The following is a 15,039-nucleotide window of genomic DNA, read 5'->3' as shown; positions in this document are numbered from 1 at the left end:
TCTCGCACCACACTACTTACCCCAGGTAGAGAAAAGCGAAGAGCCGTGCGGTCCTGTTCAGGGCCGCACGGCTCTTCGCTTTTCTCTACCTTCTATTGCATCTCGGGTGGTTGGAGGAGTGAGGCGGGAGGAGGAGGGGCCTCGACGACCTGTACCTGCTGTGGGGTTGGGTGGAGCTGGGTGGAAGCGATGGGTGCTCCCGTGCTCTCCATAATCGTATGTAGTTGTTTGGCGTCAATGGTTTCGTGCGTGCGCAGATCTTTCGCGATCCGGTCGAGAGCCGGACGATAGGTGCGCATGACGTTGAGGGTGCGCTCATAACATTCATTGATGATGCGCGACACCTCTTCGTCAATGATCTGGGCCGTTTCCTCGCTATAATCGGTCGGATTGCCCATATCGCCGCCCATGAAGGGGCTCTGACGCTCGCTGAAGGAGACTGTACCCAGGCGCTCGCTCATACCCCAGCGAGCTACCATTTGCCGCGCGATCTGCGTAACGCGTTGCAGATCGTTCTCCGCGCCTGTGGTAATGCGGTCAAAAATGACCTGTTCAGCGGCTCGACCACCAAGGGCGTAGACGAGCTGGGCCAGCAAGTACTCCCTGGAGTAGTTGTAGCGATCATCAAGCGGAGTCGACATAGTCACGCCCAGGGCCTGCCCGCGTGGGACAATGGTAACCTTGGTAACGGGATCGCATTCCTCGGTAACCAGGCCTGCAAGCGCGTGCCCGCCCTCATGATAGGCTGTCACATCGAGGTCCGCATCGCTCAGCACGAGTGGACGCTCGGCACCCAGCAGAATCTTGTCTAGAGCCTCGTCGAAACTGGGCTGTGTGACATAATCCAGGTTACGGCGTGCCGCGATAATCGCGGCCTCGTTGACCAGGTTGGCCAGGTCCGCACCAACCATGCCAGTCGTGCTGCGGGCGATAGCCGTCAGGTTGATATCGGGTGCCAGGGGGACAGTACGCGTATGAATCTTCAAGATGGCGAGACGACCATTCCAGTCGGGGCGGTCGACGGTAACACGTCGATCAAAGCGGCCCGGGCGTAGCAGCGCCTGGTCGAGTCCATCCGGGCGGTTCGTGGCGGCGACCACGACGACTGCCTGGCGGGCATCGAAGCCATCCATCTCAACGAGTAACTGGTTCAGGGTCTGCTCGCGCTCATCATTGGTGTTGATGCTTGAACCGCGCTGGCGACCAACGGCGTCAATTTCGTCAATGAAGATGATGCTGGGTGAAGCCTTCTTCGCCTGGTCAAAGAGGTCGCGGACACGGCTGGCGCCGACACCTACGAGAACCTCGACAAACTCAGAGCCGCTCATTGAGAAGAAGGGAACACCAGCTTCACCAGCGACCGCGCGCGCCAGCAGCGTCTTACCGGTTCCTGGAGGGCCTACCAGCAGCACACCGCGAGGGATCTTACCGCCCAGGCGCTGGAACTTCTGGGGTGTCTTGAGAAACTCAACAACTTCCTGAAGCTCATATTTTGACTCGTCCACGCCTGCGACGTCCGCGAAGGTAGTGCTGGGGCGATCCTCAAGGATCAGTTTAGCGCGGCTCTTGCCGAAGCTAAAGATGCCCTGCTGCCCCTGTGAGGCGCGGCGTGTCAGGAAGAAGATAAAGCCAATCAGGAAGATCCAGGGTATGGATGCGATAAGCAGGTTCAGCCAGAACGAATTGTCAGGTGGCGGCTGATAGGTGACCGTAGCCCCGCTCTGAATCAGATTCTGTGCCAGCTTGTCATCCCCGTTGGGAAGCTGGTAGACATGGAAATTTGGCTTGCCCTTAAAAGGTTCGCGCAACGTACCCGTGATGTCGCTTTGCCCTACAATCGTGGCAGACTTGATGTTCTTCTGTTGGATTTGCTGATAAAATTGCGTATAGCTTAAATCGTTGCTTTGTGACGAGTTGGTAGTGTTCTGGCTGGCGTTGTTGAAAAAGTTGAAAAGAGCCAGGCCCAGCATAACAACAACGAGGGCTAGCAACACAGAATTGAGCCGGTTGGATGGTCGTGGCTGTTGATTCTGCCCATTATTGTTGGGAGGGCCACCCGGGCGTATTTGCTGCCTATCGTTGTTATTTTGAAGCCAGTATCTATTCCCCGGCTGTCTGTCCATAAGAATTACCTGCTTTCTGGGCCTCAGACATATATGTCCCCTGAAGTGAGTGTGGTGTTGAAATTGGATATGTTTGAGTTAGCGTATAGCATGCCTTATTATAGCGTACTGGCATGGGAAATGCACGCATAAACGTAGCTGCTACCGGTACACCGTACTCTTATCTCTGGTGATATGACTCCTGGAAAGAAGAGGTCGGGTTACCTGCTCTTGTGGTGTTTATGCGCTCGCTCCTCCACGTTGCTACACATGCTACTATCTCTACGATAGAGAGGACTGCAACGTTGCAGTCAAAAAAACATTGTAGGGTCCAAGCCAGCTTGGACCCTACAATGTTTAGAGGGGTTTAGCGAGGTTGTGCTTGCAAGTGTAGGGTGATCTGTTGCTGGGTATGGGAGGCGATATTGAGTCGGTCCTGGGGACGGTTAAGGCCATTCTCGTGGGTCACAATTGGCTCAAAGCAGATAAACTCGTGATCGGGCGCCGTGACTGGCTCCGACCAGACCTGCATCTCTTTGAGCAGATAGCGTCCAGCGTGTGGAACCTCTGCGATGCGTAGAGTGCCGCGTTGTGGAAACTCGAAGCTGCCCTGCTGGCTGAAGGGGTAGTAATTATCGGGCGGATTGGTGTCCCAGTGGATCGTGCTGGCATCGAAACCTTCGAGACCATTGACAACTACGCGAGACTTCTCCCCCTGGTCCAGGGCGAAATAAGGGTGAAAGCCGGGCGCGATAGGCATTGTTTCATCGCTCTTATTCTCCATTGTGAGCGTATAGGTAAGGCTTCCCTCGCCTGCCACGATTTCACTGGTAAAGACGAAATCATAGGGATAGCTTGCGCGTGTAGCCTCACTGCTTGTAAGCTGGAGGCGAATACTCGTCTCGGTGTGCTCCGCGACCGACCAGGGCAAGTTGCGCCCGAAGCCATGCATCGGGAGGGTGGTTCCTTTCTCTTCAAAGAGGCCATCTTTTAGCCGCCCGAAGTTAGGGATCATCAGGGGAATACCCCAGCGCTTGACATTCCCCGTCTCCGAGGCCCGGTAGAGTATCTGCCAGTCGCCAACCTGGAAATGTGATACCAGGTTGATCTCAGGCATGACCGCGATAGTGGTGGTTCCACTGGTAATGACGCGTTCGTTGGGCATAGGAAATTGCGTAAATGCAGCCATTGTATTGTGCGCCTGCTAACTAGAGTAGCTGCGCATCCTCCTTCTGTAAAAATTGCGTTTTGAAAAGTGGGTTATGTCATCGGGGACGATAGATGTGTGCTACTGCACGCTTTCATATTACCACTTTAGCAGGCTGGTCTCGCTTTCTGCCTGCTCTATGCTACAGTATTAGAACAGGAAGCATGGAAAGTAGCGCCATTTGAGGTAATATCAGCCAGTAATCCTATTACGACCCAAAACTCGTATGCTCTATTGCGTTTTAATCACGGCAAGCTTATACTGTATGTAGTCTAAGACGCATATCTATGTAGACATATGCGCCACAATTGATCTAGTTGTTTGGTGTTCTCTATGGACGCCGTGTTGCTTTCGTTAGGAATATGGGGACTGCATTGGGTATGGAGGAACAATCGCTTCGCGAAGCGTTTCAGGTCAAAAGGCAACCGTATGGGCAGCATAGGGAGGAGATACAAACGGTGTCAGCGAATATCGCTATCAAAGGAACTCGTAGTGGCTTGCTCCTGACGCTAGAGCCAGAAACCCCATTTAATGATTTACTCCAGGCGCTAGCGATGCGCCTGGAAGAGGCTCCTGCCTTTTTCCGTGGCGCCTCTTTGACGGTGGATACCACGCGCCGTAACCTGCGTGTGACGGAACGCATCCAGTTAGAACGGCTCCTGGCCGAATATCAGATGTCTGTTGCTCCACTTGAAAAAGCCGCGGAGGCGCGCAGGGACGCGCGCACAATTACGTTTCCCACACCCGAGACGCCTTCTCGCCCTCCTATTGTAGTACCCAGGGCAGTTGTGACACGCCAGTTAGATATGCAGGTTGATATGCAGGCCGAGGGTAATCCCTCCTCGCCCGGTGAAGATGTCTATGAGCAGCGTGATCCCCGTTCGCTTGATGACGCGCTCTTCATTCGGCGTACGGTTCGCTCGGGCCAGGCCATTAGCCATCACAGCCATGTCGTCATTCTGGGCGATGTCAATCCCGGAGCCGAGATCGTGGCTGGTGGCGATATCATTGTCTGGGGGATGCTCAAAGGCATGGTGCATGCAGGTTATCCAGATAACGACCAGGCCCTCGTCTGCTCGCTCTATCTCTCGCCCGTGCAGCTACGAATTGCGCACCTGCTTTCGAGGCCACCCGAAGGCTTTGAGGTGCAACCTTATCCTGAAGTGGCAATGATACGCAATAACCAGATTATTGTTGAGACCTGGATGAATGGTCGCCCACCTCGTAAATAAGATGGCATAAAAACTGTTCTGGTAGCGGTGCTGTGGTAGGTCAGGCTAGCCATGATAGGCTTGTTGAAACTTTGGTGACGTGCAGGTTCGTGGTATACTAGATAACGATGCGGACGGGCATGAGATGCGAGCGCAAGGCAACGTCCGAGCCGATAGTGGCTGAACAAGTTTTAGCATTTGGGAGTAGAGCATGGACAGCAGGGTGATTACGATTACTTCGGGTAAAGGCGGCGTGGGTAAGACCACGACAACCGCGAATCTAGGCACAGCTTTAGCAATGCAAGGCAAAAAGGTGGCCGTGGTCGACTCAGATATCGGCCTACGCAACCTGGACGCCGTCCTGGGCCTGGAGAATAGGATTGTCTATGACCTGGTGGATGTTGTCGAGGGACAATGCCGCCTGCGCCAGGCTTTGATCAAGGATAAACGTCTTCCCGAACTCTATCTTCTCCCTGCTGCGCAAACACGTGACAAGAATGCTGTGAACAGTGTTCAGATGGAGCAGCTCTGCCAACAGTTGCGCCAGGAGTTTGAATTCATTGTCATTGACTCCCCTGCCGGTATCGAGCAAGGCTTTCGAAACGCCATTGTAGGTGCAGATGAAATTATTATTGTTGCGAACCCGGAGATGGCGTCGGTCCGTGATGCGGATCGCATTATTGGCCTGGTGGAGGCTGCGGGAAAGCCCGAACCTCGTTTGATCTTGAACCGTCTGCGCCCAGAAATGGTGAAACGAGGCGATATGATGGATGTGGCGGATGTGTTGGAAGTGTTGGGTATCGACCTGCTGGGTATCATCCCTGAGGATGAAGCCATTATTGTAGCGACGAACAAAGGCGAACCCGCCGTGTATGAGCGGCGTTCCCGTGCTGGCCGCTCCTTCCTGAATGCTGCTCAGCGTATTTTGGGCGAGGAGATTCCGCTTGACGAGGTTGCAGACGTTCCGTCTCTGCTAGAGCGGTTGCGCCGCCTGGTAGGCTTTGGTCCTGCCTCAGCTGAGAAGCGTTTGCGCTCTCAATCGTCTTAAAGGGGGCCGGTTATGGGTGTCTTTGAGTTTATGGTCGGTCGGAAGAAGCAGACACCAGGCGAGATCGCCAAGGAGCGTCTCAAAGTGGTGCTGGTCAATGATCGTTTAAAGCTCAATCCAGAGCTACTGGAACTGATCAAACAAGAGTTGGCAAGCGTGCTTTCACGTCGTCTGGATGTCGACGAGGAGCAAATGCAGGTTATTTTCTCGCGCGACGAGGGCTATGATAAGCTGCTGGCGAATGTGCCTATCAAACGTCAGCGGGTGGGTTTTGAATGGGACCCACCATCGCATACTCCTGCGACAAACGTGCTGCGCGGCAAGGTGTTCCTCACAGATGCAGACGATGATTCGGATAGTGCCGAAATTTAAAGTGTAATCGATACAACTCAATATCGATCCAGAGAGGGAAGGGCAAGCCATCGTCCAGGGTGTCGCGGCTGGCTTTTCCCTCTCTGCTTTCTATAAGCTCAACTATGAAAGCTTCGTCACATTACCTCGTGCGTTCAGCGCAAATCGGGAAAAGTAGAAATATCTTTATACATAAATTATTCATTTATATGGTTAAGAACTTCATAAAAAAATTAATTGTCCTTAACTGAATCTTCATAGCTTCACAACCGCTAAATGGAATAACACATGTTACAATACGTTCAGCGACAATGAAATAAACCTTTTATCGAAAACATTGTGCGAATCCGCTTTGTATGGGAAGTGATCTTACTAAACCATTTTCCAATATCGCTGAAACAGCTATATTTACAGTGTAGATGTTTCAGTGTACGGCAGCGAAGTGCCGGTGTAAAGTAACACCTTGGCGTGGGTCGATGCGTTTGCATCGCCTGCAACTTGCTTCTTGTGGTGTGGATGGGTGGACTTTGAGTGGTTCACGAGCACGCAGCACGCATGTAGAGCGACATGGACTTTCATGTCTCCAGAGTTGAGAGGTCTCGGCCTTTCTCTGCTCTCTGGTGCGGGCTGAGGTGTGGATGAGTGGAAAAGGAATGTCACGCTAGATTCTTAAACAGAAACCAACCCCCATTCGGGGGCGCGGCGCCACTGTCGTGGCTAGCGCTCCGCGCTCAGGTTTCTGATAGGAAGAGACCAAAATGCTGTAGTTCTCTTTGAGCTGGCCTTTATCTCAGGCCGGTGGAGTGGATGTGTGGGGATGTAGCGAGATAATGGCTCGTGAGCTCCTGGAGGACTGCACTTTTTCCCTTCGCAGGTGGTGATGTTGGGTGGTATATGGTGGCGCGAAGGTCTGGCTTTAGCGGTCACATTCGTGGATGTTGGGTGTGCTCGTACCCGCTCAAATGGTGGTGTTGAGTCAAGCAAGGTGTCTACTACGCCGGAGACTGAGGTGCTCGGTTACTATGCCGGCACTTCGTTGCCGTCTATTTTTCGTTTGCTATGTGCAGAAACTCTATGCCACCAGCACATAGTCTGTTTTCCCCGGCCTCTTACAGTACCAAACGCGGACCCCTCTATTTTTAGCGCTTTCCACCTGTTACTGGTCCGTTGTTTTACCAGGTGTACTGGTTACTACCTTTCGAAAACCTGAGCGCGCAGCGCTACTACGGCAGTGGTACCGCTGTGTCCCCGAATGGGGGTGGTTTTCGTGGTAAGAAGGGAAGTGGGGAGAGCAATATGTGCAAGGGAATGTCTACCAATGTCGGACGTGCGCAGACACCAGGTCTGGCTTTGCGTGTCAGTCGGGCTATCTGGCCTCTACAGTGGCGCCATAGCCTTTCGACCAGCCCGGTCGCGCAACAACGACGCTTCTTGCGGCTCAAAGGTCTCTGGTATCCTGGCCTGGATGTGCCAGGGCGCTTGCTGAAGCTCAGGCAACGTCAGTATCGCGCCCTCTCTATGCTTGCCTCCAGCCTCGCTGTACTGACGCTGATAGCGTTCAGTGTATGCGTGCCTCTCTTCATCTACCAGCTCTGGATATTGCTCCTGGCGCTGATGGTGGCGTGGTGCTTTATCGCGGGGACTGTAACAGGGCTTCTTGTGCGTGAGATTCGTGTGGTGCTGGTCTACAAAAAGATGTTGCGTATGCGTCATATGCAGGCTGCCATGCGGTTGTATCGTCCTTTCCACATCATGCGAGGCACGCTTGAGACGCCTATGCCGCTGCTCTCTACCTCTCGGGTACGTATTATGAATACGATTGATCTCTCCTCTAGTGGCGTTCGGCATTTCCTCCATGAAGAACAAAGAAGGCAGACAGATGATGTTCCACAAACCCAGTTCCCGTACAAGGAGGAAGGCGTGAGGGATGCCTCTACTCTGCCATACTCTACACGCCATTCCTGGAAGCTGCCGCGTGAATAAGGCGCTATAGTAGCGCCTGCTCCCACATATGACCTTCGGGTCAATTCGTTGACCCCCCTCTTTTTGCTAGGTATGATAGGCTGTGGTGTAGTTAGAACTCGTAATAGCTGAGAAATGAGGAGGGCTGGGCCTTGAGCAATCAGCAAATTCAGAAGGTTAAAGTCAAGCGTTTGGTGCATGTTGGTTTATGGGCTTCGGATGTACAGGCCCAGGCTCGTTTCTATCATCGCGTTCTGGGATTCGATCTCTATACGCATGCTGATGGCCCGCTTGAGCAGCATCTTGAGGAAGAGGATGCAGCCATATTCCTCGCCTTAGGCGAGGAGATGCACGCCCTGAGCATCTTTAATGATACACGCGTCTTCCCGACGAATGGACGGCGTCCCGTGGTGCGCTCCACCCTCCATCATCTCTCCTTTGCGGTTGATACCGATGCTGAACTGGCCGCGATGGCGGCACGCCTGCAAATGTCTGGCATTGAACTCTCCTTTGAACCACGCGATGGCGCGCCCGACCTGGGAGACGCGCTCTGGTTGAACGATCCCGATGGCAATCGCGTCGAAATCTCCGTGATGCCTGACGAACTGTATACTGCTATCTCTAGCAACCGTAAAACGCGCCGGGCGCTTCTACGTCCTTATGGCCTGCAACATGTGGCCTTGAAGACCAACCGCCTGGAAGAAATGGTGGAGTTCTACACCGAGTCTCTGGGTTTTGATATCTCAGACTGGCTCTTGCGCGAGCGTGCCTGGTTGCGCTGTAACAACGATCACCATAGCCTGATCTTGAGTGAGGGGCAGACCGGCATCGAGCATGTTGGCTTCACCATCGCCGATGGCAGTGAGCTGCTGGGCTGGGCCGACTATCTCAGTCATCAGCTGGTACCGCTGCTGTGGGGGCCGGGACGCCACGGCGTTGGCGATGACCTCTTCTTGCAGTTCCCCGATAGTGACGGTCTGCATATTGAGCTATCTGCTGGCCTGAGCCAGTATTATGATCGTGATGTCACAACGCCGCCACGCCTCTGGCATACCCGCGAGACGGCGCTCAATCTCTGGGGGGCAATCCCCTCCTGGCTGCGCGAAGAGTCTCATGTCTAAGGTGTATTAAAAACAAAAAGTGCTGGTTCGCATACGCGAACCAGCACTTTTTGTTTTTAATAGGTTTATCTTTTGACAGCGACGACCAGGTTGCGGAGTACGCCGATGCCCTCGACCTCCGACTCCATCACGTCGCCTTCCTGAAGGAACTCCGGTGGTACACGTGTGAAGCCCACGCCGCTGGGTGTGCCGGTTGCCAGGATATCTCCAGGCTCCAGGGTCATGCCTTGTGAGAGCACACTGATGGCATGCTTGATGTTGAAGATCATCATCTTTGTGTTGCCATCTTGCTTGGTCTCGCCATTGATGCGCAGGCTTAGATTCAGATTGTGGGGGTCCGCGATCTCGTCCGCCGTTACGATGCAAGGACCCATGGGGCAGCTACCATCCAGGCTCTTGCCCTTGAAGAATTGCTTATGGCGCTTCTGCAAGTCGCGCGCCGTAACGTCATTGAGCACGGTATAGCCAAAGACATACGAAAGCGCCTCGACTTCAGGTATATTCTTGCCTCTCTTGCCGATAATAACGCCCAGTTCCACTTCCCAATCAAGCTCGCTTGACACCTGGGGATCAAGCTCAATCTCGCCGTAGGGATCGTTGACGCTGGTGGGGGACTTGGTAAAAAATACGGGGATGTTGGGTGTCTGCCCCTTGTGATCGCGCTGACTGGCGGTCTCTTCAGCATGCGCTTTGTAGTTTACCGCCAGGCAGTAAATATTTTTACGTGGCCTGGGAATGGGGGCCGCCAGCCTGACCTCATTCAGGGTATGGGCTGCACCAATCTCGCTAAAGGTTTTCACCTCGCGGAAGCTACGCGACTGTACCTTCTCCATTAATGTCTGGAGCGCTGGCAGGTAGCGATCATAGTCTTCGATCAATGTGAGCACCTGGTCGGGAACGTCCAGGCCCAGGGCTCTGCCCGCCAGGTCCACATCTAGAACTTCGTCGTTGCGTAGGATGCCCAGGTGTGCCCTGGGAATCTGGCTGCTGGAAAAACTTACAAATCTCATGTATGAGACGCCTCCTTCTTGCTGCTACCTTATTGTACAACATCATACATTCTGTTCCTGGTGGACTGATGCAGGTTGGTCGCCGTAGGCGACCAACCTGCATCAGTCCACCAGGAACAAACCCTAGCGCATGAGGGCGGCGCGCATGATCTCAAGCGGAGCCGACTGATTGGTCCACAGTTCAAAGGCCAGCGCTCCCTGGTGCAGGAGCATGGAGAGGCCATTGGCGGCGCGAAGTTCCATGGTCCGTGCCTGTAAGAGCAGGTTCGTCTGAATGGGATTGTAGATCATATCATAGACGAAGGTGTCGGCGTTAAAGCGCGCTAGTACATCGGCTGGCAAGGGGCTGACCTCTTCATGCAGACCGACCGAGGTAGCATTAATAATGATCGAGGAGGAGTGAGGGATAAGAAAATTGGGATCGCTGAGGCTGAAGACGGGACACTCATAGCTCTTCTGAATAAGTGCCGCCAGGAGCTGAGCGCGTTCCAGGCTCCGGTTCAAAATGACGAGGCGCTCAATGCCAGAACTGGCGAGGGCAAAGGCCGCACCGCGAGCCGCTCCTCCCGCACCCAGCAGTACAGCGGTATACCCCTTTAGCGAGATCATTCCCTCTGCTTGCAGGCAGCCTAACCCATGCTCATGGAGCGCGCGAAGCAGTCCCGGCGCATCGGTATTATAGCCATGTAGATAGTCATCCCGGTTGACAATCGTATTGACCGCGCCAATCTGAGCCGCCAATGGATCAACCACATCCAGCAAGGGCAGGACAGACTCTTTGTAGGGAATCGTGACATTGGCACCTAGGTACCCTTGCTGACACAAGGCGCGTATACGCACCAGGAGTTGCTCGGCGGGCGTGCGCCAGAGTTCATAGGTCGCCGGAATGCCCAGGGCATCGAGTGCTGGCTGTTGGAGACGTGGCGAAAACGAGTGGGCCACGGGATCGCCGATCAGCCCCACTCGTAGCTGTGGTCCCTTTGAGCCTGATTGCTTGCTCCCTACAACGGTATTTCTGGCCGACATGTCAACTCCAACTCAGTCTATACTTTGCCCCGTGCGCAAAAATAAGCGGTCAATCGCGTGTGGTCTCCTGGCCGCATTGTATCATATCAGAACCTCTCCACCAGGATATGGGGCAGGTCTGCTCACTTCTCTAGCATAGCATATCCTCCCTATTTGTCTAGCTGCCTGCCAGCGATATTTCATGGAGGAGTAGCGTGAAGCTCTCACTTATCGAGTAGGGTGTGGGTGTGAGGCAGGTGCGAAAGCTTATGTGATACGATAAGAAAAACGGCAACCGCTAGCATAAGCGAAGAAGGAGAATAATCCTCTATGGTCATGCAGCCACGCCTGGCGGCAACAGTGATGTTGTTACGAAACACTGCACAGCAGCAGGGCATCGAGATATTTATGGTGCGGCGAGTGGTGCAGAGCGAGTTTATGCCTGATATCTATGTCTTCCCTGGCGGCTCGGCATCCGCTGTGGATAAAGAGCTGGAGCAGAGCGCGACACTCAGCGTTCCCCTGGAACATTCAGCCGCTGATCCTGAGGGGCGTACGGCGCTCGGCAGCGGGGTGCGTGCCGCCGCCATCCGCGAACTGTTTGAGGAGGGCAATGTCCTGCTGGCCTATCAGCAGCAGCGTTTGCTGGCCATCGGCGCGCAGGATGTGCCTCGCTTCGCCGAGTATCGTCAGCGGCTCAATGCACGCGGCGCGACCCTTCTAGATATTGTCCAGGCTGAGCACCTGGTGCTGGCGACCGAGCAACTGGCCTATTTCGCGCACTGGATCACGCCTGAGCAGTTGCCAAAGCGATTTGATACTCATTTTTTTCTGGCGGCAGCCCCCATGGAGCAAGAGGCGCTCTACGATCAGCTTGAAACCAGTGAGGGTCTCTGGATACGTCCCGATGAGGCTCTGAAGCGTTTCGCTGAAGGAACCTTCCCGGTGGCCTTCCCGACCTATCACCAGTTGCGTGACCTCGCGCCCTTTGCGACGGTACAGGAGGTCCTGGCGGCGACACAAACGCGCTATGTCCCCACCTATCAGCCGATCTGGCTGGAACGAGAGGGCGGCCCTTTCGTCTATCTGCCTGAAGATCCCGATTTTCTCTGGAAGCTCTAGCACGCGTCGGAGAACGGAGGCCTTACCTATGTCACAGGAACGCTATACCATACTCCTTGCTCCCAATCCCTCCATAATGACGGGACCGGGAACGAACACGCTGCTCATTAGTAGCTCTGAGGGAGCCATTGTCATTGATCCCGGCGATCCTGATCCTGAGCACCTTGAGCGCATCGTGCGGGAGGGCCAAGCACGCGGTGGTATCCGCCATATCCTCATTACGCATGGGCACCCGGATCATGTGGGAGGCGCAGTTGAGCTACGCGAACGTACGGGTGTTCCTATCTCTGCTTTTAGCCGGGCAGGCGTTCCCCTGGCAGACCATGAGATTCCCGATGGAACGACCTTTGATCTGGGCGATACGGCCCTGCGTGCCATTCATACACCTGGGCACCGCTTCGACCATCTCTGCTTCTGGCTTGAGCGCGAAGGCATCCTCTTCGCGGGCGATGTCGTAGCTGGTGCGGGAACGGTCGTCATCATTCCTCCTGAGGGGCATATGGGGGTATACTTGCAGACGCTCAAGCGCCTGCAACAGCTCCCAATCGCGCGTATTGTCCCGGCGCATGGCCCGACTATTGAAGATCCGCAGGCGAAATTAAGCGAATATATCGCGCACCGCCTGGAACGCGAGCGCCAGGTCATCGATGCCTTGGAACAGTTTGGCCATCCTGCGACACTTATAGGGCTTATCCGACGTATATATACGGATATTGACCCTAAACTCTATCGTATGGCGGCTTACTCATTGGAAGCCCACCTGATTAAGCTACAAGAAGAGGGCCGCGCCCAGGTTGACGCCCACAACCACTGGCGCCTTCTCCCTTAAGAATCCACTGACGCCTTAATAAAGTAGATGGAGGCTGGATGTGAGTTGTCGCAGACAACTCACATCCAGCCTCCATCTACTTTATTAAGGCGAGCACCGCAGGTGCGAGAAGTTACGCTTAGCGCCTGAATAGGAGTCCAAGGGCGCTGATGCCCGCAATCCCCAGGCAGAACCAGCCGGGAAGCCCTTGATGGAGGTTTGTCAGATAGACTCCAGCCGCGAGCGAGGCGCCGAAGAAGAAACTCCAGGTCAGACCTCCAACACCACTCCCCCCTGTACTCATCGCCGCGCCATTGCGCTGGCGTGCTCTGCGTGAGCGGCTATTATTGCCGGGAAGATTTGCCAGCCTCACCTCTACCTGACCCGCCTCTATCTTGCCGATAAGCCGGTTGACGGATTTTGGAAGCTCCAGCAGCACCTGTCCAGCGTCTATGGCCTCCTTGAGGATATTCTGGGCGGTCTGGCTGATGCCTTCAGCGTCCAACTTTAGGAACTTACGTGCGTAGGGAGTCGCCACATCCACAAAGTTGAAGTTGGGGGCCAGACCCGTTGAGACGCCTACCAGTGTGCTTACCGCGCGTCCCGCGAAGGCAAATTGTGAAGGGATACGGAATGGCTGCCCATAGAGCAATGTGTCCAGGTCATGGGCCACATCCGATACCTCCAGTTCGCGCACCTGGCCCAGCGTCATGCCGAAATAGTGCTCCAGCATAATGTCCAGGGCCTGTTCCAGTGCGGCCTGATTCGCCCCTTCTCCCACAAAACCCAACTTAAGCAGCGAGTCCACCATCTTCTTGGAATCGCTTAAGACCAGCCCGAGGAAGAGGTCGCGGATGGCGCGCTTCATGCTGCCCGTAAGCGAGCCGACCATGCCAAAATCCAGAAAGGCGATCACCGGGTCATCAGAGGGCGAATTCTTCTTGACAAAGATGTTCCCAGGATGGGGATCAGCATGAAAAAAGCCCTCTTCAAAGAATTGGTAAAAGTAGGCGCGCACTGTGCGGTTGGCGATCTCCAGGCGCGAATAGCCTCCCGCGTCCAGTGCCGCGTAGTCATTGACCTTAATGCCATCGATCCATTCTAGTACCAGCACGCGCTTAGAAATATACTCCTCGTAGACATGGGGAATATAAATGGTTGGATCTTCGCGGAACATCTCGCGAAAGCGTTTGGCGTTCGTCGCCTCCGTCACATAGTCGATCTCTTCATAGACGGTGCGACGAAACTCTCGATAGAGTCCCTTCAAATCAATAAAGTCGCTTTGGAAGAAGCGATTCACGACCCAGATCACAAAGCGCAACGTGCTCAGGTCCATCCCCACCAGTTGCGTGATGTGTGGGCGCTGTACCTTAACTGCGACTGTCTCGCCTGTACTGGTCAGCGTAGCCCGGTGAACCTGGCCCAGCGAGGCCGCCGCCGTGCACTGCTCCTCAAAGGAACTGAAAATCTCTGTGAGTGGCTTGCCATACTCCGCCTCAATGACTGCGGCCACATGCTCAAAGGGGGCAGGCGGAACCTCGTCCTGCAAATCGGCCAGCACGGAGAGGGCCTGCTCTGGCAGGATATCCGCGCGTGCACTCAAGAACTGCCCCAGCTTAATCATCAGCACGCCCAACTGGAGGGCGGTGGCTCTAAAGGCGCGCAGGACCTTTAACAGCACCTCGATATTCGGCTGTACCTCGTAGTTGCCACGCTGCCGCGCTTTTACCACCCGCTGACGCTCTCGGTAAATAATCCAGAGCGTCCATAACAACAGGCGCGATACACGTAAGAAACGCAAGAATTGAGCAAATCTATTCATACTACGTGGTTCATTTCTCATAGAAGAGCCTTTCTGCCAACAAGAAGGATCACACATAATACTCTACGGTGAAAAGCAAGATATGTTCAAGATCTGTGATTTTCTCCTTCGCGCCTGCGGTGCTCAAGGGTAAAGGTATGTGCGCGGAAAAGGGGCCGCAGACCCTTTTCCGCGCACATACCTTTACCCCGAAGGCTCGCGCAGCGAGCCGAGGTAGGTGCTATAGGAGAATTGGGAAGGTCTGAAAAGCTGGTTTGTGGGCGGATAACA

12 protein-coding genes are annotated in these 15,039 nt (G+C 54.5%); 7 read left to right on the top strand and 5 right to left on the bottom strand.

The genetic code is table 11. The features are described 5' to 3' along the window. Positions 1-92 precede the first annotated feature (92 nt). Both ftsH and JMJ16_RS35960 read right to left on the bottom strand, forming a co-directional pair. On the bottom strand, positions 93-2,123 hold the full coding sequence (gene ftsH, locus JMJ16_RS35965) for an ATP-dependent zinc metalloprotease FtsH (RefSeq protein ID WP_201389485.1): 2,031 nt from the start codon (positions 2,121-2,123) through the stop codon (positions 93-95). 346 nt (positions 2,124-2,469) lie between these two features. Then, a complete protein-coding gene (locus JMJ16_RS35960) occupies positions 2,470-3,291 on the bottom strand; it encodes a hypothetical protein (RefSeq protein WP_201389484.1) in 822 nt (273 codons plus the stop codon). A gap of 476 nt (positions 3,292-3,767) precedes the next feature. On the opposite strand from JMJ16_RS35960, the gene minC reads away from it, so the two are divergent. The 5 genes from minC (at position 3,768) to JMJ16_RS35935 (ending at position 9,002) form a co-directional block, all read left to right on the top strand. Beyond that, positions 3,768-4,541, top strand: coding sequence for a septum site-determining protein MinC (minC, locus tag JMJ16_RS35955; RefSeq protein WP_201389483.1), 774 nt, complete (start codon positions 3,768-3,770; stop codon positions 4,539-4,541). Positions 4,542-4,731: 190 nt separating this feature from the next. Beyond that, positions 4,732-5,568, top strand: a complete 837-nt coding sequence (minD, locus tag JMJ16_RS35950; RefSeq protein ID WP_201370709.1) for a septum site-determining protein MinD — start codon at positions 4,732-4,734, stop codon at positions 5,566-5,568. A 12-nt stretch (positions 5,569-5,580) separates the two neighbouring features. Further along, a complete protein-coding gene (minE, locus tag JMJ16_RS35945; RefSeq protein WP_007908016.1) occupies positions 5,581-5,940 on the top strand; it encodes a cell division topological specificity factor MinE in 360 nt (119 codons plus the stop codon). A 1,275-nt stretch (positions 5,941-7,215) separates the two neighbouring features. Beyond that, on the top strand, positions 7,216-7,902 hold the full coding sequence (locus JMJ16_RS35940) for a hypothetical protein (RefSeq protein ID WP_201389482.1): 687 nt from the start codon (positions 7,216-7,218) through the stop codon (positions 7,900-7,902). Between the two features lie 131 nt (positions 7,903-8,033). Next, positions 8,034-9,002: a VOC family protein gene (locus tag JMJ16_RS35935; RefSeq protein WP_201389481.1), complete on the top strand. Its 969-nt coding sequence runs from the start codon at positions 8,034-8,036 to the stop codon at positions 9,000-9,002. A gap of 65 nt (positions 9,003-9,067) precedes the next feature. Here JMJ16_RS35935 and JMJ16_RS35930 read toward each other — a convergent pair whose 3' ends face one another. Both JMJ16_RS35930 and aroE read right to left on the bottom strand, forming a co-directional pair. Further along, complete coding sequence (locus tag JMJ16_RS35930; RefSeq protein WP_201389480.1) at positions 9,068-10,012, bottom strand: fumarylacetoacetate hydrolase family protein; 945 nt, start codon at positions 10,010-10,012, stop codon at positions 9,068-9,070. 123 nt (positions 10,013-10,135) lie between these two features. After that, positions 10,136-11,038, bottom strand: coding sequence for a shikimate dehydrogenase (gene aroE / locus JMJ16_RS35925; RefSeq protein WP_201389479.1), 903 nt, complete (start codon positions 11,036-11,038; stop codon positions 10,136-10,138). 309 nt (positions 11,039-11,347) lie between these two features. Here aroE and JMJ16_RS35920 point away from each other — a divergent pair, with 309 nt between their 5' ends. Next, complete coding sequence (locus JMJ16_RS35920) at positions 11,348-12,139, top strand: hypothetical protein (protein ID WP_201389477.1); 792 nt, start codon at positions 11,348-11,350, stop codon at positions 12,137-12,139. A gap of 28 nt (positions 12,140-12,167) precedes the next feature. Continuing rightward, on the top strand, positions 12,168-12,968 hold the full coding sequence (locus tag JMJ16_RS35915) for an MBL fold metallo-hydrolase (protein WP_201389475.1): 801 nt from the start codon (positions 12,168-12,170) through the stop codon (positions 12,966-12,968). Positions 12,969-13,086: 118 nt separating this feature from the next. Here JMJ16_RS35915 and JMJ16_RS35910 read toward each other — a convergent pair whose 3' ends face one another. Continuing rightward, positions 13,087-14,769 carry an AarF/ABC1/UbiB kinase family protein gene (locus JMJ16_RS35910; RefSeq protein ID WP_201389473.1) on the bottom strand — a complete coding sequence of 561 codons (1,683 nt, stop codon included), beginning with the start codon at positions 14,767-14,769 and terminating at the stop codon, positions 13,087-13,089. Positions 14,770-15,039: the final 270 nt, after the last annotated feature.

The organism is Ktedonobacter sp. SOSP1-52 (genome assembly GCF_016587395.1).
This window is presented reverse-complemented; position numbering and strand designations above follow the sequence as displayed.

Bases quoted from the DNA above. Each gene is read 5' to 3' on its own strand.
- ftsH (WP_201389485.1), bottom strand. From the start codon at position 2,123: ATGGACAGACAGCCGGGGAATAGATACTGGCTTCAAAATAACAACGAT.
- JMJ16_RS35960 (WP_201389484.1), bottom strand. From the start codon at position 3,291: ATGGCTGCATTTACGCAATTTCCTATGCCCAACGAACGCGTCATTACC.
- minD (WP_201370709.1), top strand. From the start codon at position 4,732: ATGGACAGCAGGGTGATTACGATTACTTCGGGTAAAGGCGGCGTGGGT.
- minE (WP_007908016.1), top strand. From the start codon at position 5,581: ATGGGTGTCTTTGAGTTTATGGTCGGTCGGAAGAAGCAGACACCAGGC.
- JMJ16_RS35940 (WP_201389482.1), top strand. From the start codon at position 7,216: ATGTGCAAGGGAATGTCTACCAATGTCGGACGTGCGCAGACACCAGGT.
- JMJ16_RS35930 (WP_201389480.1), bottom strand. From the start codon at position 10,012: ATGAGATTTGTAAGTTTTTCCAGCAGCCAGATTCCCAGGGCACACCTG.
- aroE (WP_201389479.1), bottom strand. From the start codon at position 11,038: ATGTCGGCCAGAAATACCGTTGTAGGGAGCAAGCAATCAGGCTCAAAG.
- JMJ16_RS35920 (WP_201389477.1), top strand. From the start codon at position 11,348: ATGGTCATGCAGCCACGCCTGGCGGCAACAGTGATGTTGTTACGAAAC.
- JMJ16_RS35915 (WP_201389475.1), top strand. From the start codon at position 12,168: ATGTCACAGGAACGCTATACCATACTCCTTGCTCCCAATCCCTCCATA.
- JMJ16_RS35910 (WP_201389473.1), bottom strand. From the start codon at position 14,769: ATGAATAGATTTGCTCAATTCTTGCGTTTCTTACGTGTATCGCGCCTG.